Raw genomic sequence first — 20,462 nt, forward strand, 5'->3', positions numbered from 1 at the left:
TGATCGGCTCGAGGCACTCACGTCAGATGAGTCAGGGCTTCATCGATCGGCATATCGCCGTTGTTGAACTCGATGGTGCGCCCAACGGTGGTGTCGTTCGCCAGGCAGGCGGCGGCAACCGCAGCGACGTCTTCGCGCGACACCTGGCCACCGGCGGCGTCGGGTCCGATCGCAATGCGACCGGTCCCCGGCTCGAGCGTCAGACCGCCAGGACCCAACACCGTCCAACGCAGACCGCTCTCCCTCAGATGCGCATCAGCTGCGGCCTTCGATTCGGCGTAGTGAAAGAACGAGTTGTCCTTCGGAACACCGTGATCCAGCTTCGCGCCGAAATACGAGACCATGATGAACCTGTCCACGCCCGCCTGCTCGGCGGCATCGATGACGCGGATCGCGGCGTCACGGTCCACCGCGTAGGTCCGCGTCGGGTTGCCGCCGCCCGCACCCGCAGAGAACACCACGGCGTCGTGCCCCTTCACGATGTCGGCGAGCGCTTCGGTGTCGAGGTTCTCGATATCCGCCACCAGCGGCTGCGCTCCGGTCACCATGACCTCTTCGGAGTGATCCGGGTTGCGGAACACCGAGGTCACCTCGTCACCACGTTCACTGAGGATCCCGGACAAGTGCAGTGCCACCTTGCCGTGGCCACCGATGATCAGAATGCGTGCCATACATCCACGGTAGCTCGGCCTGACATATTCCTTGACAGGAATATGTCCTCGGTCGTACCGTCGTACCGTGCAGTCGACGGTCTTCGGAGCTCTGGCCGAGCCAAGCCGTCTGAAGATCGTCGAATTGCTACGCACAGGGCCACTTTCGGTCGGTGAGATCGCCGAAGCGCTGGACATCCGGCAGCCGCAGGTCAGCAAACACCTTCGGGTGTTGGGTGATTCGGGCATCGTCGCCGGCGAAGCGCTGGCCCGGCGACGGATCTACCACCTCGAGTCCGCACCGTTCGAGGAAATCGGCCGCTGGGCCGAATCGTTCGCACAACTGTGGGAGGCCCGTCTCGACTCCTTGGGCCGTTATCTCGAATCGATCAGCGAAAGGACCGAAGGCCACGCCCAAGACTGACCGCTCCCCCGCCAAATCCCACCGATCGCTACAGGAGAATCCGCCATGTTGATGCAGATGTTCAAGAAGACCAAGGAGTTGAATCTCGAACGCTCGTACCCCGCGCCGATCGAAACCGTATGGCAGGCATGGACAAATCCCGACATGGTGCGGCAGTGGTGGGGCCCCGAGAAAACCTTCGTGCCGGAGTGCGAGATCGACCTGGTGGTCGGCGGCAGGATTGACATCGTCATGGAGGCCGGCGAGGCCATGGGCAAGTACCAGGGCACACGCTGGCCGATGAGCGGGACGTTCACCCGCATCGAACAACATTCGCGACTGACGTATGACGCGCGGTCGTGGACCGAGGGTGAAGAGGACGGTTCGACCATCGAGCACACCAACGACGTCGTCCTCACCGAGCGCGACGGTAAGACCGTTGTCACGCTGCACGTCACGATCACCAACATCGGCACCAAGGCCAAGATGGCGGCGTTCGGGATGAAGTGGGGTTACAAGGCTTCGCTCAACAAACTCGAGAAGTACCTGTCGTCGCGCTGACGCGCCGCCGGTCGTCCAGAGTCACGCCGCGAAGTGCGTCTTGTAGATCTGGCCGTGCACACCCACCGCGCGGTCGACGACCTGTGACACCACGAAATCGGATGCGGCCGAGAGGTATGCGTAGGCCGTGGCGCGGTCCATCCCCCGATCGTTCTGCAGGAAGTCGAGGGCATTGACCACTGCGCGCCGCATCGCAATGTTCAGATCGCTGCTGTTGCCTCCTATCGCGCCGTCGGGATCGGACAATCCTATTGGCACCCACGCAGATTCGGTCTCGGCGAACGGATAGCGATAAGCGACGGAAGGCGCGTCACCGGATCCCGGCTTACAGACCGTCAGGCGATAGGTGCCGCGCAGCGATCCCTCCATCGCGGTCAGCGCCACCTCGCCGTCGCCCATCGCCATGTGGGGATCGCCGACATAGAACAACGCTCCCTCGGCGAACACGGGGAGATAGAACGTGGAGCCCTCCCCCAATAGCCGGATGTCGATGTTGCCGCCCCCGATGGTCGGTGGGATCGAGTTCGCGGTCGCCGCGGTGGGGTCGCGATCCTGAGAGAAGGCGACACCCATGATTCCCATGAAGGGCGACAACGGGAATCGAACACGGGCGTCACCGTAGGACATGACGCCGTGACCGTCTTCGACGGCGGTGAAGGTGGACACGTTGCCGTACTCGGTGGGGTCGGCGTTGGGTCTGTGGTCGGTGGCCACGGGCGGCATCACCTCTTCGATGCTGATGCCGTCCGGCGCCGAGCCGTCGGACTTGCGGGCAAGCGCACCTTTTCCGTGGCGACTCGAGACCACGCCGTAGGGAACGCGCGGAATAGCCTGAAGCGTCTCGATTTTCAGCACGTCACCGGGCTCGGCGCCGTCGACGAACACTGGGCCGGTCACCACGTGCGGACCGTCCTTGTCGAAGTTGCGTGGCGTGCGGTTGTACTCGGCCGCGACGGCGATCGCGTCCTGCAGCACATCCGACTCGCTGACTCCCTTGCCGCCGAAGTACTCGACCGGATTGCGGCCCTGGTCCTCGAGGATCCCTTCGTGGGACACCGTGTCCACGGTGATCGTCTGTCCCGAGCGCATCGTCTTCACCGGTGTGGCGTGCACGGTCGGGACATAGCCCCACAGCACCTGATCGGGTACGGATTGCAGGTAATGGTCGCCCGCGATGTCACCGTGGTCGGGTTGGAGGACCTCGAAGCGGCCGGTGCCGGCCCCGGTTGCCGCGGGGGTGTCGCCCGTCGTGCAGGCGGCCGCGACGGCACCGATGCCCGCGCCCGCCCCCACCGCTGCCACCGCGCGAACGAAATCGCGCCTTCCGATCCCTCTGGTGATGGTTTCGGCGGCAGCTTGTGCGAACGACTCATTCATCTAGGTGACCTCCGGGTTGTCGGTCGTCCCGAAGCTACCCACGCGGTGTTGCGTCGATGTTGCCGTCAGGTTCGAGACCGTTGACGTCGGGCACGGCCGAATCGAGCCGAAACGAACGCGGAACGTCTAGCGTCAGGTAGAGACTCAGGCTCACGCGGGAGGTGTCGAGATGCGCGGTCAGCGATTCATCGTGTCGGTGGCGAGCGCAGCGGCCGCTGCGATCATCGCGGCGTCAGGCGTCGCGCACGCCATGCCGCCCCCGCCGACGCCGGATCTGGCCAGTGCGGAGTGGACCGTGACCGACGGCTATCTGACTAAGCAGATCGGATGTACGCCGGACACACCGGGTGACCCGGTTTCAATCACGTGGGACCCGCCGGGCTTCATACCCGGCGTGGGTGGTACGGGAATGATCCACGACGCCAATCCCGCTCTCGGCGGGCAGTTCTCGGCAAATTGGGTGCCCCACCCCGGCTTCTGGAACGTCGAGTACCAGTTCTGCTGAGCCATCTCGTAGGCTCGGTGTTTCACGTTTCAATCAGTGCGGTTACGGGCACCCGTTCGGACGACGCGACCGCATCGTGCGCCCGACGCGCAGATGTGAGCTCGAACCGCTCAAACTGCAGCGCCTGTCTGCACGACATAGGGGGATCAGCGGCATGCCGCCGGACGACGGGGAGCGTTCGACATCGGTCGTCGTCGTCGGCAATCAACGCGTGGTGTACGCGGGCATCGAGGCGTGGTTGAGGCGCAGCCGCCCGCGCACGACGGTCGTCGATCATTTCACCAGCCCGGTGGAGTTCGCTGCGGCACACCGTGTCGGCTCCCCGGGGCTCGTCGTGTTGTTCGACCTTGCCTGCGACGGCGGCAGACCGGATCTCGACGCGCTCCGACAGATCTGCGACGCGGGCCACCGTGTCGTCGTCCTCACCTGTTCGCTCGACGACGATGTCGCGTCTGCCGTCGGGGACGCCGGCGCCGTCAGCTGTATCGCCAAGCACGAGCCCGAGCATGTGCTGGCGGCGGCGATCGACGCCGCCGCTCGCAACGAACAGCCGCGAACGGTCCCGCAGATGACCCCGGCCTCTCACAACCGCGGCCTTGAGGCTCGACCGCAGCTGACGCACCGCGAGCGTCAGGTACTCATCGCCTGGTTCCAGACCGAGAACAAGAACGCGGTCGCGCAGCGGTTGTACATCGAGCCCTCGACCGTCGCGACCCATCTCCAGAGGGTGCGGGCGAAGTACGCGGCGGTCGGCAGGCCGGCCCCCACCAAGGCCGCTCTGGTCGCCAGAGCCATCCAGGACGACATCCTCGACGTCGACGATCTGTGAGCCTGTGCCACTGACCAGTGTCATCTGAACAGATGAACTAACTAACGTTTGCCTCTCACGCTGATAACGGTTGCGTTAATACTTTCAAGCCCGCATACAGCGGTGGTCGGTCCCATCTATGAGAGGCACGAGCATGAAGAGAACGATCGCCGCGGGAACGCTGGCGCTGGGAGGGCTGCTCGCCCTCGGTGTCGGTGTGGCGCACGCGGACGAGGTCCAAGTGGAGGGCGCCTACTCGACGCTCGATGCCTGCCAGGTCGACGGTCCGAACGTCGAGATCGCGCAGGGCGATGCGAACTACGGGCACTGGGATTGCCGTCAGGGCGGCGACGGGCTCTGGTACGTCTGGCTGAGCAGCTGATGAGTCATTCGGTGAGCGGTCGGGCGGAGGTATCGGACCGGCGATGAATTCTGCCAAGGTTGCACTGCGGGTCGCTGCGCTGCGGGTCGGGGCCGTCGCTTTCTCGCTCGGGGTAGCGGGGTTGGTCGGCACCGCAGGTATGGGGACGGCGTTCGCCGATGGAGGACAGTCGTCCTCGAGCTCATCGTCGGATTCCTCGAGTTCATCGGCGGGGTCGGCGTCGAGTTCGGCAAGCTCGTCGGTCGGCTCAACGGAAAGCTCATCGACCGCACACACGGATTCGGACTCGACGGGCGGATCCACCGCGTCGGGTACCAGGCCGCGGACGACGTTCGGCTCGGGCCGGTCGACGACGAAACCCGACCGCGACTTGTCGGAGACTCGTTCCACCCGGAGTTCGTCGTCCGAGCGGACATCGCGGAGGACCAAAGTAGATTCTTCCGCGGAATCGTCGGCGAAGGACACCGCAACGGAGTCGGCGTCTTCGTCAAGCACCGGTTCGGCCACGTCGGCGCCGGTTACGAAGACGGTCGAAGACGTCGCCAAGAGCCAGACGAACACTCCTCCTGAGCTGGTCGACTCCGCTCCGATCGTCGCCGAGGTGACGACTGAGCGAGAGTCGAGAAAGAACCGATCGGACCGCGTCGCCGCCGAGTCGCCGCCGTCTCACAGAGCCACCGCAGCCGTTATCGGAAGCACGTCGCAAGCGAACAACGACACCGGTGATCGATCGCTCGCGCGCGTAACCGATTCCGGCGCAACCGACGTCACTGCGTCGCGCACGGCCACCAACGTCGAGACCGTCGCCGAGACGCCGACGACCGCCGTGGAAATCGATGCGCCGCTGATGTTGTCGGAGAATGTCGGCGCGGACAATCACGGCACGATCGCCCAGTCGGGCGATCCCGCCCCGTCCACCGCGCCGATCGGCGTTGTGTCGGGTCTGCTCTCGGCAGTCGGCCTCGGCTCGCCGTTGTCGACCGTCGACGGGCCGGTGGACCCGTTGCCGGGCGTGTTTCTCGTGGGCTCGCTGGATCTGGTCCGCCGTGACCTCGAACAACTGAACGACAGTCAATCCGCTGACGACACCCAGCCGGTCACGAACACTCTGATCACCGAAACACCCTCGGAAGAACTGCTTCCCGTCGGCACCACCGCGGCAGCGGATTCCAACTCGGAACCGCCCCCCGTGTGGACGGTCCCCGATGAGCTGACCGTCGAACCGACGTCGGCCGAACGTACCGCGGCTTACATGAAGGCGCAGGCCGAGCGGATCGAGGCGTTCAACGAGGCGCAGGCCGCTCGGAAAGAAGCGTTCGACAAACAGCTGGCCGCGTACGCGGACAACCCGCTGGGGGCGCTCGTCGGCAGCGTTGGCTACGTCGTGTCCGAACTCGTGAACACCGCGGCAGTCGTAGTGACGGAATTCGTCAACTACATCTCGTTCGCGGTCACGGAGTTCATCCACGGGCTGACGGACTGGTTCACCGCGCCGGCCGTCTTCTCCGGCCTGTACGGCGACCCGGACGGAAGCGCGCAGTACTGGCGAGCGCAATCGGCCGAGAACTGCGTCTTGCAATCGGCGGCGATGATCGTCGGCCAACTCACGGGAACCACGCCCGAAGAAGCCGAAATCGCCGACAAGGCAATGGCGCTCGACAGTGTGGTCGACCCGACCCGGAAGATGTATCTGGGCTTGGATACCAAAGACCGCGTCGCCGATAAAGACGCTATCGCTCTGCTGGATCGTGAGTACGGCATCAAGGCCACCATGACGACATACGACAAGACGGAGGGCAACCTCGCGCTGCGAGCCCTGGCGGCCGCACTGGACGACAACACGAAGGCCGTGTCGGTCGGCGTCCAGGGCGCAACCATCTGGAATGCCGTCGAGGGCGAACCGCTGCCCGGCATCTCGTCGGCGGACCATCAGGTGGTCGTGACGGGCATCGACTTCACCGAGCGGGTCGTGTACCTCAACGACAGCGGGTTCCCCGAGCAGGGGAAGAAGATGAAGGTCCCGCTGGACGCCTTCATGAGGGCGTGGCACACCGACAACTACGAGACGTGGGTCGCGGAGCTCAAGCAGCCGAGGAGCTCAACGGCCGATGTCGCATCCGCCCGCATCTCCCACGATGGGCTGCTGCTGGAGGTGGCGTAGGCATCTCCTGCGCCGCGCCTGCGGCGTCGCGGCTACCAGCGGTAGTCGAGGAACTTCCCGTCGAACGTGACCACGACACGATCGCCGTCGGGATCCTCGCGGCGCCGGACGTCGACCTTGAAGTTGATCGCACTCATGATGCCGTCGCCGAACTCCTCGTGGATGAGTTCTTTGATCGCAGGCCCGTAGACGGCGAGCGCCTCCTGGAACCGGTAGATGGTCGGATCCGACAACAACTTCGGGTCGATGCCGCGAGCGGGTTGAAGCTGCAGGCTCTCCCCTACCGCGGCGTCCAGGTCGAGCACGGCGCAGGCGCGTTCGGCCTGTGCTTCCGACATCGGGTGTTGACCCAGCAGCGCGGCAACGCACCAGACTCGGGGCGCATCCAGGGCGTCGGCGATGTCGGCCCAGCTCAGACCCTTTCGGGTCTTCGCGGCGATCACGAGTGCGGCTGCATCGGTCTTGGGCATGATCGGGTTCATGCGCTGACCTTATTCACCTCGGCGCCGGCCGAGGGGGTGAGGGTCGGCAGCTCGAACCTGGGCGCCCCGGTACGGGCATGGGTTGCGAACAACGTGAGTCCGACGAACGTTATCCCTCCCACGAGATTGCCTACCACCGTGGGAAATTCGTTCCAGATGAAGTAGTCCGCGATCGAGAAGTCACCGCCGAGCATGAGGCCGGACGGGAACAGGAACATGTTCACCACCGAATGTTCGAAACCCATGTAGAAGAACAGCATGATCGGCATCCACATCGCGATGACCTTGCCCGACACGCTCGTGGACATCATCGCGGCCACCACGCCGGTCGACACCATCCAATTACAGAGGACCCCGCGGACGAACAACGTCAGCATGCCGGGGGCGCCGTGCTCGGCGTAGCCGACGGTGCGGCTGTGCCCGATCTCGCCGAGCCGCTGCCCGACCTCATTCGGGTCGACGCTGAACCCGTAGGTGAAGACGATGGCCATCAAGAAGGCGACGGTGAGCGCGCCGGCGAAGTTGCCGACGAAAACCCAGCCCCAATTGCGCAGCATCGTGCGCACGTTGACACCGCGGCGCTTGTCCAGCAGCGCGAGTGGCACGAGCGTGAACACGCCGGTGAGCAGGTCGAAGCCGAGAAGGTAGAGCAGGCAGAACCCGACCGGGAACAGCACCGCGCCCAGCAGTGCGTTGCCCGTCTGCACCGTGATCGTGACGGCGAAGGCGGCGGCCATCGCGAGGATCGCGCCGGCCATGTAGGCACGGATCAGCGTGTCGCGCGTCGACATGTGGGCCTTCGACTCGCCGGCGTCGATCATCTTTCCGACGAACTCGGACGGACTGACGTAGGACATCGCTACGAACCCTTCTGGTGGACGGTTGCCGTCAACGCTTTCGCACCGCGGTTGCAGAACAGCGACCTCGCTTATGCATCCGTGTTGCCGAATCCGCACAGGGGCAGATCTGCGGCTGTGAGATCCGGGCGTCGTCACGACCGGGTGCGCTTCGCCAGAGCGCGGCCGGGGAATACCGTTGCGGTGATGAGCTCGCAACGGCCCAGGGTCCTGATCATCGGTGGCGGATTCGGGGGTTTGTTCTGTGCTCGCCGACTGGCGAAAACGGATGTCGACGTGACTCTGCTCGACCGCTCCGCCGGCCACCTGTTTCAGCCGCTGCTGTACCAGTGCGCGACGGGGAAGCTCAGCATCGGCCACATCAGCCGTCCGTTGCGCGAGGAATTCGCTCGCTACGACAACATCAGGACCCTGCTGGGCGAGGCGATCGCGATCGACCCGTCCGCGCGAACGGTCACCGCGCTGCGCCCGGACGAAACCCGCTTCGCCGTCGACTACGACGTCCTCGTCCTGGCAGCAGGTATGAGGCAGTCATACCTGGGCAACGAAGCGTTTGCACACTGGGCACCGGGTATGAAGACGCTCGATGACGCGCTGGAGATCAGGCAGCGCATCTTCACCGCATTCGAGATCGCCGAGACCTTGCCGCCCGGCGCCGAGCGGGCGAGCTGGCTCACCTTCGCGGTCGCCGGAGGTGGCCCGACCGGAGTGGAACTGGCCGGCCAGATCCGGGAAATGGCCACTCGCACCCTGGCGAACGAGTTTCACAGCATTGAGCCCGAGGAGGCGCGGGTGCTGCTCTTTGACGGTGGCACGCAGATCCTGAAGAGCTTCGCGCCCGACCTCGCCACGAAAGCGGCTCAGAAGCTGACGGATCTCGGCGTCGAGATGCACCTCGGCGTGCATGTGACCGATGTGCGCCGTGACGGCGTCACCGTGACCCCCAAGAAAGACGGCCCCGACAGACATTTCGCGACGCGGACCGTCCTGTGGACCGCGGGTGTCGAGGCTGTCCCGTTCGCCCGGCACGCCGCCGAAGTCCTCGATGCACCGACCGATCGCGCCGGCCGGATCCAGGTCGAACCGGACCTGAGCGTCGCAGGGCACCCAGAGATCTTCGTCATCGGTGACCTCGCCGGCCGCGACAAGCTGCCTGGTGTAGCCGAGAATGCCATGCAGGGCGGCCTTCACGCAGCGGCTTGCATTCGACGGGACCTCTCGGGCCGGCCCCGCCGCCGATACCGTTACCGCGATCTCGGATCCGCGGCCTACATCAGCCACGGCAATGCGCTGCTTGAAGTGGGCCCGGTCCGGGTCTCCGGCTACCTTGGCTGGCTCGCTTGGGGCCTGATTCATATCGCGTTTCTCACCGGCGTGAGCAACCGCATCAGCACCGTCTCGACCTGGCTGGCCTCCATCGCGCGCGCCGGCCGCTACCACCGCGCTTTCATGCTCGGCGGGGCGGACCGTCCCGAACAGCGCTACACATACTCGACGTGGGATCTCCCGGAACCGCCGCCACCGGTACACCGCTCTTCTCGACCATGACCTCGCCCGGCATCCGCCGACGACTCCTATGGTCAGGTCATGGCGGCGGGATCTGCCGGGAGACGTTGTCGCCGTCCCGATTTGACTGATCGCAACTGCCGCACATAGTTGTCGTATCTGCTGTCGAACGGTGGTCTCTACGGACGGCTGGCTCTGTCGGTTGCCGTGGTGCTGTGGCTCTACCGTCTTTTCAAGCACCGCTCCACGCCTGACCCATCCAGCGCGATCGGCAGGCATTCTTCCGTGACAGACGGGTGCGGTGACTAGCATCGGCCATCGTGGGTGGCGAACCTCCGGTCCCCGTGACGCGGACGCATCGGGCTGCGCAGAGGTTGTCCCGGTTGAATTTCGCGCAGATCAGACGTATCGCGCTTCTGCTGGTTCTGGCCGCCACCGCCGCGTTCGGCGGCCTCGACACCGTCGACAAGCGTGTCACCCCGTTCAGCGTCGCGCAGAAGTTCAGCGACGGGCAGTTCACGATCACCGTTGAGCGAGCGCGGTTCCTTCGTGAACTCAAGGGCGGCATGGCGACCATCGGCACCGCCCAACCGGGCAAGGTCTACCTCGGCGTGGTGGCGAACGTCGACAACACCGGCACCGTGCCCGGACGCCTGCGCAATCTCTTCGACCTGCAGGATCTGCCCGGCAAGGAATTCTTCGGAACGTTCCGGTTCCGCGACGGTTCATCGCTTCAAACCCTCGGTCCGGGACTCACCGAACAGTTGGTGTTCACATGGCTGCTACCCGAGTCGAGCGCGCAGTCGGTGCAGGCGGTGACGATCCGGGTGTGGAAAAAGCAGTACACGCAGCTGCTGGTCACCTACGGCGGCAAAGAATGGATCGATACCGACGACTACGGCCAGATCGTCGTTCCGGTCCAGGGGCTGACATGAGTCCGCGCATGCGCCGGGTGCTGGTCGTGATCGGGACTGTCATCACGATCGCGGCGGCCGCCGTGGTGTGGCAGAACCTCCCAACCCCGCCGGACGTCACGGGGCCGTTCGACGTGTATGGCCAAGCCGGGCAACGCACCGCCGGACGTGACGTCGCGGCAACCGTCACCGACGTCCGAGCCGCTGCCCTGGTGAATTCCGTTGCTCCTGCCGGTATTTGGGTGGTGGTCGATGCCACGCTGGAGGCCCCGGTCAGCACGGAGCTGCCCCGCAGTGACCTCATCGTCGGGCCGAACACCTACACCCCCACCGACCGGTTCTTCCTCAAGACCCTGCGCGATGACGTCAGCCCCGGATTCGAGCAACGGGGATCGTGGGTGTTCGACGTCGCACCGGCATTGATCGAGCCCGGGTCGTCCGAGCCGGTGACGCTGCGGGTGTGGACGGGCTACGACGAACAACTCGATTCCCGGCTCATCATCGATATTCCGCGTGCCGACATCGACCGGGTGCGCGCCGTGACGCTGGAACCTCCCGTGGAGAGTGCGTCATGAGAAGGTGGCTGTCGAGGCTGTGGGTACGCAACCTGATCGGGGCCGTCGTTGCAGCGGGGGCACTCGTCGTCGTCATCGCAACCACGCTGGGCGATCAGTGGGCGACGTACCGCCAGACGACGGTGCCCGAAGTCGTTGTGGCTAAAGGCCAGTCGGGAACGGCCGATGGCTTCACGTGGCGGGTCGAATCGATCAAACACTTGAACCGTAACCCCCTGCGGTTCGGGCCCGACCTGCCGGAGGGGGCCGTGTTGACGGTCGTGACCGTGGACAGGTCGGGTCCGGCCCGCGAGAATCCGGCGACCTGCACCGGTGTCATCACCGACGGCCAGCGACGGTGGTCGTCCGAGAAGGCGGGTGGAATGGCGCCTATCGCACCCGACGGTGTCTCGCTGCGATGCGAAAAGCCCGGCCTACAGCAGTTCGCGTTCGTGTTGCCTCATCAAGTGGTGCCCACCGCGCTCGACGTCACGACCTCTGAGGGTCGACTTCTGCTGCGGATGCTGCTGTAGCCTCTTCCTTTTCGAGCTGCTCGAGGCAGTACGCCACCGTGGATGCGATCAGGCAGACCCGCAACGGCTCGATGATCAGGTGGGAGGCGACGGCGATCGTCTCGGCGAAGCCGTACCAGAAGTTCAACGGATGCGGTCCGAGAAGCCATGCCACGAAACGGAACAGATACCCGTTTCCCACCTCGGGGCGATAGAAGGCGCCCGACATGTCGAGCCACGCCAACCCGAGGTAGCCGAGTATGTACAACGACAGCGCGAACACGCCGCCGTGAAGGATGAGGCGCGCCGAGTCGACGATCGTGCGGTAGTTGCCAAGCTTGGACAGCAGCCAGGAGCGCACCTTCTCGCCGAATGTTTCGGGCACGTCCCATCCGCGCTCTTTGAGCCTCTTTCGGCTCGCCGCCGCGCGATCGATCACCACATCGGCGCGCCTGCCTACGACGCGGCGGGCCGCGCGACGCCAGTCCGGCATGGACACGCCGTAGACGATGCCGGCGACGGCGAGCCACAGAAGTGGGATCGTGGCTCCACCGAACACCGTCCGCAGCACCGCCATCGCCGCGTCCCACAGGGCCTCCAGACCCGCGAAGTGCGAGAACAACTCGGCGCGTGTGTCGTTGAACCACACGACGATCCGTCGCTCACCGATCCAGCCCATCGGGTTGATCACCCAGCCGACACCCTCGCTGGCGGCGAAGCTCAAGGTGAGGAAGACCCAGAGAGCGTCGACGTAGACACGGACGGCGATCATCCAGCCGGGCAGCTTGTCTTTCAACTTGCTCAGCACATAACGCAGGACCAATGCCGAAACGATGATGATCCATGTGGTCGTGCTGATCGGCAGCTGGTCCGGATGAAGCTCGGTGGGAGGTTCGTTCGATGTGAGAGCCGCGGTCACCGAATCGTTGATGCGATAGTCGAGCGCCACCGTCTCGAACTCCAGCCAGTCCTCGGCGAACAGCTTCCACGCCAGATAGATCGCAAAGAACGGCACGATGATGTTGGCGAAGACGTCGACGCTGCGGGCCGTCCGCCGGGGCAGCGCCGCGAGCGCGGGAATCGCCGAACGCAGCACCAGGAACATCGCCACGTATGAACCGAGCCGAGCCATACCGGCGAACGGCATGATCAGCGAAGCCCAGACGTCGTTGTCCCAGCCCACCAAGGCCGCGAGCTCGATGGCGCCCTTGCGGCCGAGCCAGCCCAACAGATACAGCGCCGCCAGTTGCGGGAAGTAGCGCCACCACAGGTGCAGCGGCCGCAACACGTAGCGCACGACCACATCCTAGGGCGGCTGCGGTCGCGGTCGCGGGCTGACGAGCCAATCCGCTGCTCGGGACCCGACGCCGCCCGCGGCACACGCACCCCACGTGCGCACTGCGAATTGCGCTGTTACGCAAACACTTCCCGCCGCGCGGCCGTCCACTTCGCGCTGCCGGGGCCATCCGGAATCCCGGGGGCCCCACCCCCTTGACCGTGACGCCGATCACAGTAATATGACCAGTGGTCATCCCTGGGAGGTGCCGATGCCGACGGTGACATGGGCCCGCGTCGATCCGGGCCGTCGCGCGGCTGTGATCGAGGCAGCGGAGGCGGAGTTCGGCGCGCACGGCTACTCGCAGGGCAGCCTGAACGTCATCGCGCGCCGCGCGGGGGTCGCCAAAGGCAGCCTTTTCCAGTACTTCGCCGACAAGCGCGACCTCTACGCATACATCGCCGACCTGGGCAGCCAGCGCGTGCGCTCCTACATCGAAGATCGGATCAGGGAGCTCGATCCCGGCAGGCCCTTCTTCGAATTCCTCACCGATCTGCTCGACACCTGGGTGGCGTATTTCGCCGACCACCCGCAGGACCGCGCCCTGCATGCCGCGTCGAGCTTCGAAATCGACACCGATGCCAGGGTTTCCGTGCGCACGGTGATCCACCGCCATTACCTGGAGGTCTTGCGACCGCTGGTGCGCGATGCGCATGCGCGCGGCGACCTGCGCGCCGACTGCGACACCGACGCGCTGTTGTCGTTGCTGTTGATGATCTTCCCGCACATGGCGCTGGCGCCGTACGTGCGCGGAATGGACCCGATCCTCGGGCTCGACGACCCGACTCCCGACCAGCCGGCGCTCGCGGTGCGCAGGCTCGTATCCGTCCTCGCGGACGCTTTCTCTTCCACCAGCACAGCCCGGAAGACGACCAAGGAGGTCAGCAGATGACACGCAAGAACTCAGCCTCACTCGACGCGGGCGGACTCAACTGGGACAGCCTCCCGTTGAAGCTGTTCGCCGGGGGCAATGCGAAATTCTGGAATCCGGCCGACATCGACTTCTCGCGCGACCGGGAGGACTGGGAGTCGCTGACCGAACTCGAACGGGACTGGGCCGCCCAGCTGTGTGCGGAGTTCATCGCGGGCGAGGAGGCGGTCACCCAGGACATCCAGCCGTTCATGGCGGCGATGCGCGCCGAGGGACGTCTCGGCGACGAGATGTATTTGACCCAGTTCGCCTTCGAGGAAGCCAAGCACACTCAGGTGTTTCGCATGTGGCTCGACGCCGTCGGGCTGACCGAGGACCTGCACCACTACCTCGACGGCCTTCCGGCCTACCGCCAGATGTTCTATGAAGAACTGCCGAGTTCACTGGAGGCGTTGGCCGCCGATCCGTCCCCCGCCGCGCAGGTGCGGGCTTCGGTGACGTACAACCACGTCATCGAAGGCATGATGGCGCTGACGGGATATTATGCGTGGCACCGTATTTGCGTGGACCGCGGCATTCTGCCCGGCATGCAGGAGTTGGTGCGGCGCATCGGCGACGACGAACGGCGCCACATGGCGTGGGGCACGTTCACCTGCCGGCGCCACGTCGCCGCCGACGACTCGAACTGGAGGGTGTTCGAGGAGCGAATGAATGAGCTGATCCCGTTGGCGCTGAAGAACACCGAAGACGGGTTCGCGTTGTACGACGAAGTGCCGTTCAATCTCCAGATGGACGAGTTCCAGCAGTACGCGAGCGACAAGGGTATGCGCCGCTTCGGCACGATCAGCAGCGCCCGCGGCCGTCCGGTCGGCGAAATCGACCTGGACTACTCGCCATTGACGCTCGAGGACACCTTCGCCGACGAAGACAAGAAGGCGCTGGCCGCCTCGGCCTAGGCCGTAAGAGGCTCCCGGAGCGACGCGCCTCACTGACGCGTCACGAAGTAATGCACGCTGTGATAGACCTCGCGCAGCAGCATCGGGACCCGCGTGTGGAGAGTCTGGAACCGGCTGGTCGGCGTCGGGGACGGGTGAGCATCGAGGCCTACGTCCGCGGCGATACGGGTGGCACGGCGCATGTGCAGCGGATCGCTGACGATCAGGACCCGATGAATACCGTGGTCGGCGAGCAGCGGTTGCGCGAACGCGAGATTCTGTCTGGTGGTGCGCGATTGCGTCTCGATGAGCAAATGGTCTGCCGGAATCCCCTCCGCGATCAGCCAATTGCGGCCTGCCTCGGCTTCGGGGAGTGAATCACCCTGTCCGATCCCGCCCGTCAGGATGATCCAGTCGACCTGCCCGGAATCAAACAGCGATGCCGCGTGCCGCAGCCGTTCCTCGAACACCGGTGACGGCGTATCCCCGTCGACGGCTGCCCCGAGGACGATCGCTGCATCGGCCTGCGCGTGGTCGGAGCGCCCGCTGAAGGTGTCGATATCGACGGCAAGGGTGAGGACGCCTATCAGGAAGAGGGCCGGGGCGATTGCGATTCGTCGCAGTTGCCTGACGAGTCGTACGGGTCGGGTCCGTCCAGCGATCCGCACCACCGTCACGATACTGGTCACCGCGCTGATACCTTCGCGGCTTCGGCGGTTTGCCGACCGCGATCACCCGCCCAGGCCCTCGACAAGTCGGTGGACGGCCGCGGCGATCTGCTCGGGTTGGTCTTCGGGAACGAAGTGCTTGGCGGGCAGCAGCGTGGCGGTGTCGAGGCCCGCGGCGCGCTGAGCCTCGAGACCCTGTCGCCGCCATGGCAGCATCGTGTCGCGCTCGCCCCAGACGATCTGTACGGGATAGGACCGCTGCCCGACAGCGGAGCGGTAAAGGCTCTGTTTGTCGGCAGTGAGCTCAAATCCCCGCATGATCTTCAGAAAGGCCCGACCACCGTCGTCGCCCAACAGAAGCGGTCGCCAACAGAGGATTTCGTTCGTCGGCACCTGGCGGGTGACGCCAACCAGGCGCATGACTGTCACGAAGCTTCCGGGGATCCGCAGCGACTGCAGCCAGGCTTCGCCGATGCCGCGGTGCGCGAACGGTTCCATCGGCCAAGGCCGATGGAAGGTCGCGACGTCGATGAGGGTGTTGAGCAACGTCAGAGATTGCACCCTGTCGGAGATCGCGCTGGCGACTTCGAAGCCGATGGGTCCGCCGATGTCGTGTACGACGAGATGAAAGCGCTCGATTTCCAGGGCGTCGATCGCCGCCGTCATCCACTGCCCCAGTCCGGTCCAGGTGTAGTCGGCGTCGACCGGCCGTTCGGCAAGCCCGAGGCCGGGCAGATCGACGGCGATTCCGCGCAGACCGTGTCTCGCCAACGCGGGCAGCGTCTTGCGGAACAGGAACGACGACGCGGGGACGCCGTGGATGCACACCACCGGTGGCGCGTCGCGCGGCCCGTCGTCCAAGACGAATGATTGGATGCCGGCGGCACTGAAGTAGCGGCCGCTGGACCGGTGGCGCGCCAGAAGCGCCTCGACTGCGGTGGATGCCATCACGATCTCCTCGCCTGGATCCGATCCAGTATCCGCGGCCAAGCTTGCCGAACGATTAGAAAACCCTGACGCCAGGGATGGTGACTCTCGCCGGCCGGCCATTACCAGTCGCGTCGTGGACGGTGACCATCTTTCTATGACTACACACACCAACACCCACCGCACCATCCACTGGCTCGTCGCCGCCGCCGCAGCGGCGACCGTCGGTGCGGCACTTTTCACCGGCAGCGCGGCGGCGTTCACGGGCGACGGCGTTTCGAACACCGATCAACAGAGCGGCGGCACCGTTGTCGTCGCACCACCGACGGCCGCCGAGCAGTCGGGCTCGTCGGGCGTCATGAAGAAGTACAACGACACCGCGAAGACAATCGTGAGGCACATCCGGGGCTGACCGCCGACCCCCACGAACAATCCGTACTCGGTCACTCCTCGACCGCGGCTTCGACCGCTTCGACGCCCGCGGGACCGTCCGGTGTGCTGGCGACCAGCAGCCAGACCAGCGTCGCCAGCCCGGTGAAGATGGCCTGCACCGTCAGCAGGAATGCGATGTACTCATGCCAGCGGGACAGCACGTCGCCGCATCCCTGGCCGTCCCAGGGAAGAGTCGACAGCGTTGCGACCAGGGCGGCGGCCAGCACCGTCACCGTCGCCGCGGTCGCCGCACGCTGGCCGGCGTCGGTCAGCGTCCGCCGGAAGTAGTTGAACTCGACGCCGAGCGCCAGCAGCAGGACGGGTATCACCTCCGCGACCAGTTGGAAGAACACCGGGCTGATCGCACCGGTACAGAGTTGCGAGAGCACCGACATCTGTTCTGACGCCGAGAGATTCGCGATCTCGGATTCGAGTGCCGGGTCGAGTGTCCGGACGGTGTCGACGTCGAACAGGTCGACGTAGGCCGTCGCGGCCAGGTAGCAGAACCAGGTTCCGATGACGAGCGGGACGATTGCGCGCACCCGGGACCAGTCGACGGGCAACCTCAGCCGACGCTCGCTGTTGATCAGGGTGAGGGGGTCGGCGTTCAGCGACGCGACGATGGTCAGGCCCATTGCCGCGGCGTAGACAGTCGCGGTCACGAGGTCCACGCCGATCGAGTCCAGCGATATCAGTCGGAACACGTCGATACCGATCAGGACGGCGACGCCTGCGGACCACCAACCCCACAATCGCGGTGCATCACCGTCTGCCCGTGTTATCGCGCGTTTCATCAATCCGGCCGCTGTGAGCACCAGGGCGTCGACGACGATCACCGCGATCCGCCATGCCATCTCTTCGCCGGATGCGTTGGAAGGAAACAGTTGTGAGACGACCTGCTCGCTGTAGGAGAACGCGAAAACTATGAGGAAGACGACGCCGAAGACCGCGCGGTCCGCGCGCGGAGGTGCGGTGGCTTCAGACACTCTCGGCCCTCTCGATGTTGCGTCGGTCTGGGTCGCTCACCACGAGAACCCACACGAGTGTCGCCAGCCCCGTGGCGACGCCCTGCACGGCGATCACGAATGTCAGGTATTCATGCCAATAGCCCAGGACTTCACCGCAACCGCTGCCGTCCCAGGGCAGCGTCACGACTGCGAGAGCCAGTCCGACCGACATCACGGTCACGGTGGCAGCGGCGGCGGCACGTTGGACGGGCTCGGCAAGAGTTCGTCGGAAATAGTTGAACTCCACGCCAAGAGTGAGCAGCAGCAACGGGATCACTTTGACGACTTGCTGGAAGAACGCCGGGCTGACGGCTCCCTCGCAGAGGGTCGCATTGGCGCCGAGCTGCTGCTCCAGCGGCAAGGCCGCGACCTCTGCCGCCATCTCCGGATCGAGGATGCGCACGGTGTCGAGGTCGAAGAAGTCGTCGAAGGCGGTGGAGGCGAGGTAGAGGACGAAGGTCCCGATGACGAGCGGGACCACCGACCGAACGCGCGCCCAATCCGCCGGCGCCGCCGCGCGGCGCTCCTTGCTGAACAACGTCAGCGGGGAGGCGTTGAGCGACAACGCCATCAGGACTCCCATGAGGCAGGCCATGACGACGGACATCGAGACGTCGACCCACAATGGGTGAGAATCCGGAAGGAGAATCAACAGCACGTCGATGACGACGACGGCGGCGAACGCGATCCACCATGGGCGCCATAGTCGTTGGGCGTCGTCGTCGGCTTGGGCTATCCGGAACTTCAGCGCACCCACCGCCGCGAGCACGGCCACGTCGAGGCCGACCAGCCCGAGGATCCAGCCGAATACGTGGTCGTTGCCGGTCACATCGAGCACCGCGAACACGATGTCTTCGCTGTAGGAGAAGACGAAGAGAAGAAGGAAGACCACTGCCAGCACGGCGCGGTCGCGGTTGTGGCGCGTCAGCCTCGCGCGGTAGACGGTGTCAGCTTGGACCACCACCGCCCTCCTCGTGCTACGGCCCTCGCGCCTCGCTCAGCAGGATCAGGCTAAACCGCGGGGCCCGCGCGCGGGGGTTAACGGAGTCCGGCCGGGCTTCCCGGGGTTGAGGTCTGGTGCGGTACAGAGGTCAGCCCGCAGAGCCCACATTCGTCAGCAGCAGGGCGGCCTCGTTATACGGAAACGCTCGGTAGAGAAGCCGAGAACGCGGTACGACGAGCGCCGCGGCCTCGGCCTTGCTCACCACCCGTGGGTTGCCGAGCGCGACAGCCCGTCCACGCTTGCGCAGCACCGCCGGGCCACCGGCCAGAACGTTCTTCAACCAGTCCGTCTGTGGGCCGTAGCCGATGAGGATGGCGTAGCCATCATGGGTGCTGAAAACCAGGAGAGGCGTTCGGTATCGCTTACCCGACTTCCGCCCGACGTGCTCGAGCGTCCCGAGGTTTGGAAGCCACGGCGTGATCGAGCGAGCGGCCGGATTGGTGACTCGCTTGTTGAACTCTGCGATTCGGCGAGGAACGCGCATTCTCGGAGTCTAGGTATCGGTTGAGGTTCCTCGCTGACGCGGTGGGGGCGAACGCGGTGAGCGGCTCGCCGGTATACCGAGCTGGCTCAGGAGTCATCCGCCAGCACAGCCGGGCAGGGCGTTGGACACATGAAGCCGAGCGGAAGCCGCGGTTCGAGCCGCGGCACCTCTGGGTATGCGGTGCGCAGGTGTGTCGATCCGATGGGAGGCGTGCGATGGTGGGGCTGGGTGTGGCGTTGCTGGTTTTGGCGGCGGTTGCGATCCTGACCGGGCTGGTGTTCTACGGCAATGGCGCGGGAACGGTTCCCGACCGCCCCATGCGCGATACGACTGCCACGCGGCGGGGACTGTCGCGCATCGACTGGTCAGCTCTCTTCAGCACGATGAAGACTTCGGTCAAGGGAGCCACCGACGGCGACGCCGATCGACGCCAGCGGATGGCATCGCTAGGTGCATTCTTCGTACTCGCAGGCTTGATCCTAGTGGTCCTCGCCATCTTGGCGTTCATCGTCGCCATGGTTTGATCCGCAGGTAGCCGCTCTATCCTGCAGTCCGCCAAGGCGGGGACCGCTACAAACTCGGTGCCCCCAGTCGGACTCGAACCGACACTGTGCGGATTTTAAGTCCGCTGCCTCTGCCAATTGGGCTATGGGGGCCGCCGCTGTCAGCGCGCCGATGAGCACGCTACCGCGCGCGATCGTCGCGCAAACCGACCTGGCGCACCTCAGGCAAGATCAAGATAATGTCGACGTGCAGGTCGTTCCACTAGGAAAGGCACGAGAATGTCAGCGGTGACGAGGTTGCGTATCGGTCGACGGCTCACGATCGCCGGTGGATTCGCGCTCGCTGCGGTGGCGCCGATATTCGCCGCCGTCGTCGCTACCTCACCCAGCGTCCCCACCCAGCTGGCGGCCTGCCCGGCAGGCGAGGACAGCGACCTCTACAGCGGGACGTGCGTGCCATACCTGGTGCCCAACACCGCCTCCCCAGTCAACAACGCCTGCCCGCCAGGCGTCAGCGGCGCCGAGTGCACAGGCTCGACCGGCAATCTGGTGCCGCCTCATCCAGCACCCGGGCCCTCCCCCGAGTTGCAGGAATTGGAAGACGTCGTCACGCCGGGCTACTAG

At 65.3% G+C, this 20,462-nt stretch carries 25 protein-coding genes and 1 tRNA gene; 15 read left to right on the forward strand and 11 right to left on the reverse strand.

Going from position 1 to position 20,462, the window contains the following annotated elements; all coding sequences use genetic code 11:
- Nucleotides 1-17: 17 nt before the first annotated feature.
- A complete protein-coding gene (locus tag A5752_RS20285; RefSeq protein WP_067089241.1) occupies nt 18-671 on the reverse strand; it encodes an SDR family oxidoreductase in 654 nt (217 codons plus the stop codon).
- A gap of 67 nt (nt 672-738) precedes the next feature.
- Here A5752_RS20285 and A5752_RS20290 point away from each other — a divergent pair, with 67 nt between their 5' ends.
- Together A5752_RS20290 and A5752_RS20295 are read left to right on the forward strand one after the other, a co-directional pair.
- Nucleotides 739-1,074 carry an ArsR/SmtB family transcription factor gene (locus A5752_RS20290; protein ID WP_067089243.1) on the forward strand — a complete coding sequence of 112 codons (336 nt, stop codon included), beginning with the start codon at nt 739-741 and terminating at the stop codon, nt 1,072-1,074.
- A gap of 45 nt (nt 1,075-1,119) precedes the next feature.
- Nucleotides 1,120-1,614, forward strand: coding sequence for an SRPBCC family protein (locus A5752_RS20295; protein ID WP_067089246.1), 495 nt, complete (start codon nt 1,120-1,122; stop codon nt 1,612-1,614).
- A gap of 21 nt (nt 1,615-1,635) precedes the next feature.
- Here A5752_RS20295 and A5752_RS20300 read toward each other — a convergent pair whose 3' ends face one another.
- Complete coding sequence (locus A5752_RS20300) at nt 1,636-2,991, reverse strand: acetamidase/formamidase family protein (RefSeq protein ID WP_067089247.1); 1,356 nt, start codon at nt 2,989-2,991, stop codon at nt 1,636-1,638.
- 169 nt (nt 2,992-3,160) lie between these two features.
- Here A5752_RS20300 and A5752_RS20305 point away from each other — a divergent pair, with 169 nt between their 5' ends.
- The 4 genes from A5752_RS20305 to A5752_RS20320 all read left to right on the forward strand — a co-directional run bounded on the left by A5752_RS20305 (nt 3,161) and on the right by A5752_RS20320 (nt 6,847).
- A complete protein-coding gene (locus A5752_RS20305; RefSeq protein ID WP_067089250.1) occupies nt 3,161-3,496 on the forward strand; it encodes a hypothetical protein in 336 nt (111 codons plus the stop codon).
- A 154-nt stretch (nt 3,497-3,650) separates the two neighbouring features.
- Entirely contained in the window at nt 3,651-4,325 is a 675-nt protein-coding gene (locus A5752_RS20310) for a LuxR C-terminal-related transcriptional regulator (RefSeq protein ID WP_067089252.1), read from the forward strand.
- A 133-nt stretch (nt 4,326-4,458) separates the two neighbouring features.
- Nucleotides 4,459-4,686 (forward strand): hypothetical protein, encoded by a 228-nt coding sequence (locus A5752_RS20315; RefSeq protein WP_082963988.1) that lies wholly within the window; start codon nt 4,459-4,461, stop codon nt 4,684-4,686.
- A 601-nt stretch (nt 4,687-5,287) separates the two neighbouring features.
- Nucleotides 5,288-6,847: a C39 family peptidase gene (locus tag A5752_RS20320; RefSeq protein WP_156614026.1), complete on the forward strand. Its 1,560-nt coding sequence runs from the start codon at nt 5,288-5,290 to the stop codon at nt 6,845-6,847.
- A 32-nt stretch (nt 6,848-6,879) separates the two neighbouring features.
- Here A5752_RS20320 and cynS read toward each other — a convergent pair whose 3' ends face one another.
- Nucleotides 6,880-7,329, reverse strand: coding sequence for a cyanase (gene cynS, locus A5752_RS20325; protein WP_067089259.1), 450 nt, complete (start codon nt 7,327-7,329; stop codon nt 6,880-6,882).
- Complete coding sequence (locus tag A5752_RS20330) at nt 7,326-8,186, reverse strand: formate/nitrite transporter family protein (RefSeq protein WP_067089262.1); 861 nt, start codon at nt 8,184-8,186, stop codon at nt 7,326-7,328. The genes cynS and A5752_RS20330 overlap by 4 nt, the downstream gene beginning before the upstream one ends.
- 186 nt (nt 8,187-8,372) lie before the next feature.
- On the opposite strand from A5752_RS20330, the gene A5752_RS20335 reads away from it, so the two are divergent.
- From A5752_RS20335 to A5752_RS20350, 4 genes are all read left to right on the forward strand, one after another.
- The gene (locus A5752_RS20335; protein WP_067089265.1) at nt 8,373-9,734 is read left to right on the forward strand and encodes an NAD(P)/FAD-dependent oxidoreductase; all 1,362 of its coding nucleotides are present in this window, start codon (nt 8,373-8,375) and stop codon (nt 9,732-9,734) included.
- A 278-nt stretch (nt 9,735-10,012) separates the two neighbouring features.
- Complete coding sequence (locus A5752_RS20340; protein WP_231983467.1) at nt 10,013-10,627, forward strand: hypothetical protein; 615 nt, start codon at nt 10,013-10,015, stop codon at nt 10,625-10,627.
- A complete protein-coding gene (locus A5752_RS20345; protein WP_156614028.1) occupies nt 10,624-11,181 on the forward strand; it encodes a hypothetical protein in 558 nt (185 codons plus the stop codon). The genes A5752_RS20340 and A5752_RS20345 overlap by 4 nt, the downstream gene beginning before the upstream one ends.
- Complete coding sequence (locus A5752_RS20350; protein WP_067089274.1) at nt 11,178-11,693, forward strand: hypothetical protein; 516 nt, start codon at nt 11,178-11,180, stop codon at nt 11,691-11,693. Before A5752_RS20345 ends, A5752_RS20350 begins: the two co-directional genes overlap by 4 nt.
- Here A5752_RS20350 and A5752_RS20355 read toward each other — a convergent pair.
- Entirely contained in the window at nt 11,650-12,969 is a 1,320-nt protein-coding gene (locus A5752_RS20355; RefSeq protein WP_067089608.1) for a hypothetical protein, read from the reverse strand. The two genes, A5752_RS20350 and A5752_RS20355, sit on opposite strands and share 44 nt — an antisense overlap.
- Before the next feature lie 250 nt (nt 12,970-13,219).
- On the opposite strand from A5752_RS20355, the gene A5752_RS20360 reads away from it, so the two are divergent.
- Together A5752_RS20360 and A5752_RS20365 are read left to right on the forward strand one after the other, a co-directional pair.
- Nucleotides 13,220-13,900: a TetR/AcrR family transcriptional regulator gene (locus A5752_RS20360; RefSeq protein ID WP_067089610.1), complete on the forward strand. Its 681-nt coding sequence runs from the start codon at nt 13,220-13,222 to the stop codon at nt 13,898-13,900.
- Entirely contained in the window at nt 13,897-14,835 is a 939-nt protein-coding gene (locus tag A5752_RS20365; protein ID WP_067089276.1) for a R2-like ligand-binding oxidase, read from the forward strand. Before A5752_RS20360 ends, A5752_RS20365 begins: the two co-directional genes overlap by 4 nt.
- A 29-nt stretch (nt 14,836-14,864) precedes the next feature.
- Here the strand turns inward: A5752_RS20365 and A5752_RS20370 are convergent, their stop codons facing one another.
- Nucleotides 14,865-15,491 (reverse strand): YdcF family protein, encoded by a 627-nt coding sequence (locus tag A5752_RS20370; protein ID WP_231983468.1) that lies wholly within the window; start codon nt 15,489-15,491, stop codon nt 14,865-14,867.
- A 54-nt stretch (nt 15,492-15,545) separates the two neighbouring features.
- Nucleotides 15,546-16,430: an alpha/beta fold hydrolase gene (locus tag A5752_RS20375; RefSeq protein ID WP_067089279.1), complete on the reverse strand. Its 885-nt coding sequence runs from the start codon at nt 16,428-16,430 to the stop codon at nt 15,546-15,548.
- A gap of 136 nt (nt 16,431-16,566) precedes the next feature.
- Here A5752_RS20375 and A5752_RS20380 point away from each other — a divergent pair, with 136 nt between their 5' ends.
- Nucleotides 16,567-16,821 (forward strand): hypothetical protein, encoded by a 255-nt coding sequence (locus A5752_RS20380; RefSeq protein WP_067089282.1) that lies wholly within the window; start codon nt 16,567-16,569, stop codon nt 16,819-16,821.
- A gap of 31 nt (nt 16,822-16,852) precedes the next feature.
- On the opposite strand, the gene A5752_RS27220 is transcribed toward A5752_RS20380, so the two are convergent.
- The 3 genes from A5752_RS27220 to A5752_RS20395 all read right to left on the reverse strand — a co-directional run bounded on the left by A5752_RS27220 (nt 16,853) and on the right by A5752_RS20395 (nt 19,335).
- A complete protein-coding gene (locus tag A5752_RS27220; RefSeq protein WP_082963990.1) occupies nt 16,853-17,827 on the reverse strand; it encodes a hypothetical protein in 975 nt (324 codons plus the stop codon).
- The gene (locus A5752_RS27225) at nt 17,820-18,812 is read right to left on the reverse strand and encodes a hypothetical protein (protein WP_082963991.1); all 993 of its coding nucleotides are present in this window, start codon (nt 18,810-18,812) and stop codon (nt 17,820-17,822) included. Before A5752_RS27225 ends, A5752_RS27220 begins: the two co-directional genes overlap by 8 nt.
- 127 nt (nt 18,813-18,939) lie before the next feature.
- The gene (locus A5752_RS20395) at nt 18,940-19,335 is read right to left on the reverse strand and encodes a nitroreductase family deazaflavin-dependent oxidoreductase (protein ID WP_067089284.1); all 396 of its coding nucleotides are present in this window, start codon (nt 19,333-19,335) and stop codon (nt 18,940-18,942) included.
- Nucleotides 19,336-19,550: 215 nt separating this feature from the next.
- Between A5752_RS20395 and A5752_RS20400 the strand changes: the two genes are divergently transcribed.
- The gene (locus A5752_RS20400; protein ID WP_067089286.1) at nt 19,551-19,859 is read left to right on the forward strand and encodes a hypothetical protein; all 309 of its coding nucleotides are present in this window, start codon (nt 19,551-19,553) and stop codon (nt 19,857-19,859) included.
- Nucleotides 19,860-19,917: 58 nt separating this feature from the next.
- Here A5752_RS20400 and A5752_RS20405 read toward each other — a convergent pair.
- Nucleotides 19,918-19,991, reverse strand: a tRNA-Leu gene (locus A5752_RS20405).
- Nucleotides 19,992-20,126: 135 nt separating this feature from the next.
- Between A5752_RS20405 and A5752_RS20410 the strand changes: the two genes are divergently transcribed.
- The gene (locus A5752_RS20410; protein ID WP_231983469.1) at nt 20,127-20,462 is read left to right on the forward strand and encodes a hypothetical protein; all 336 of its coding nucleotides are present in this window, start codon (nt 20,127-20,129) and stop codon (nt 20,460-20,462) included.

This window comes from Mycobacterium sp. 852002-51961_SCH5331710 (assembly GCF_001665535.1).
In the GTDB taxonomy this organism is placed as follows: domain Bacteria; phylum Actinomycetota; class Actinomycetes; order Mycobacteriales; family Mycobacteriaceae; genus Mycobacterium.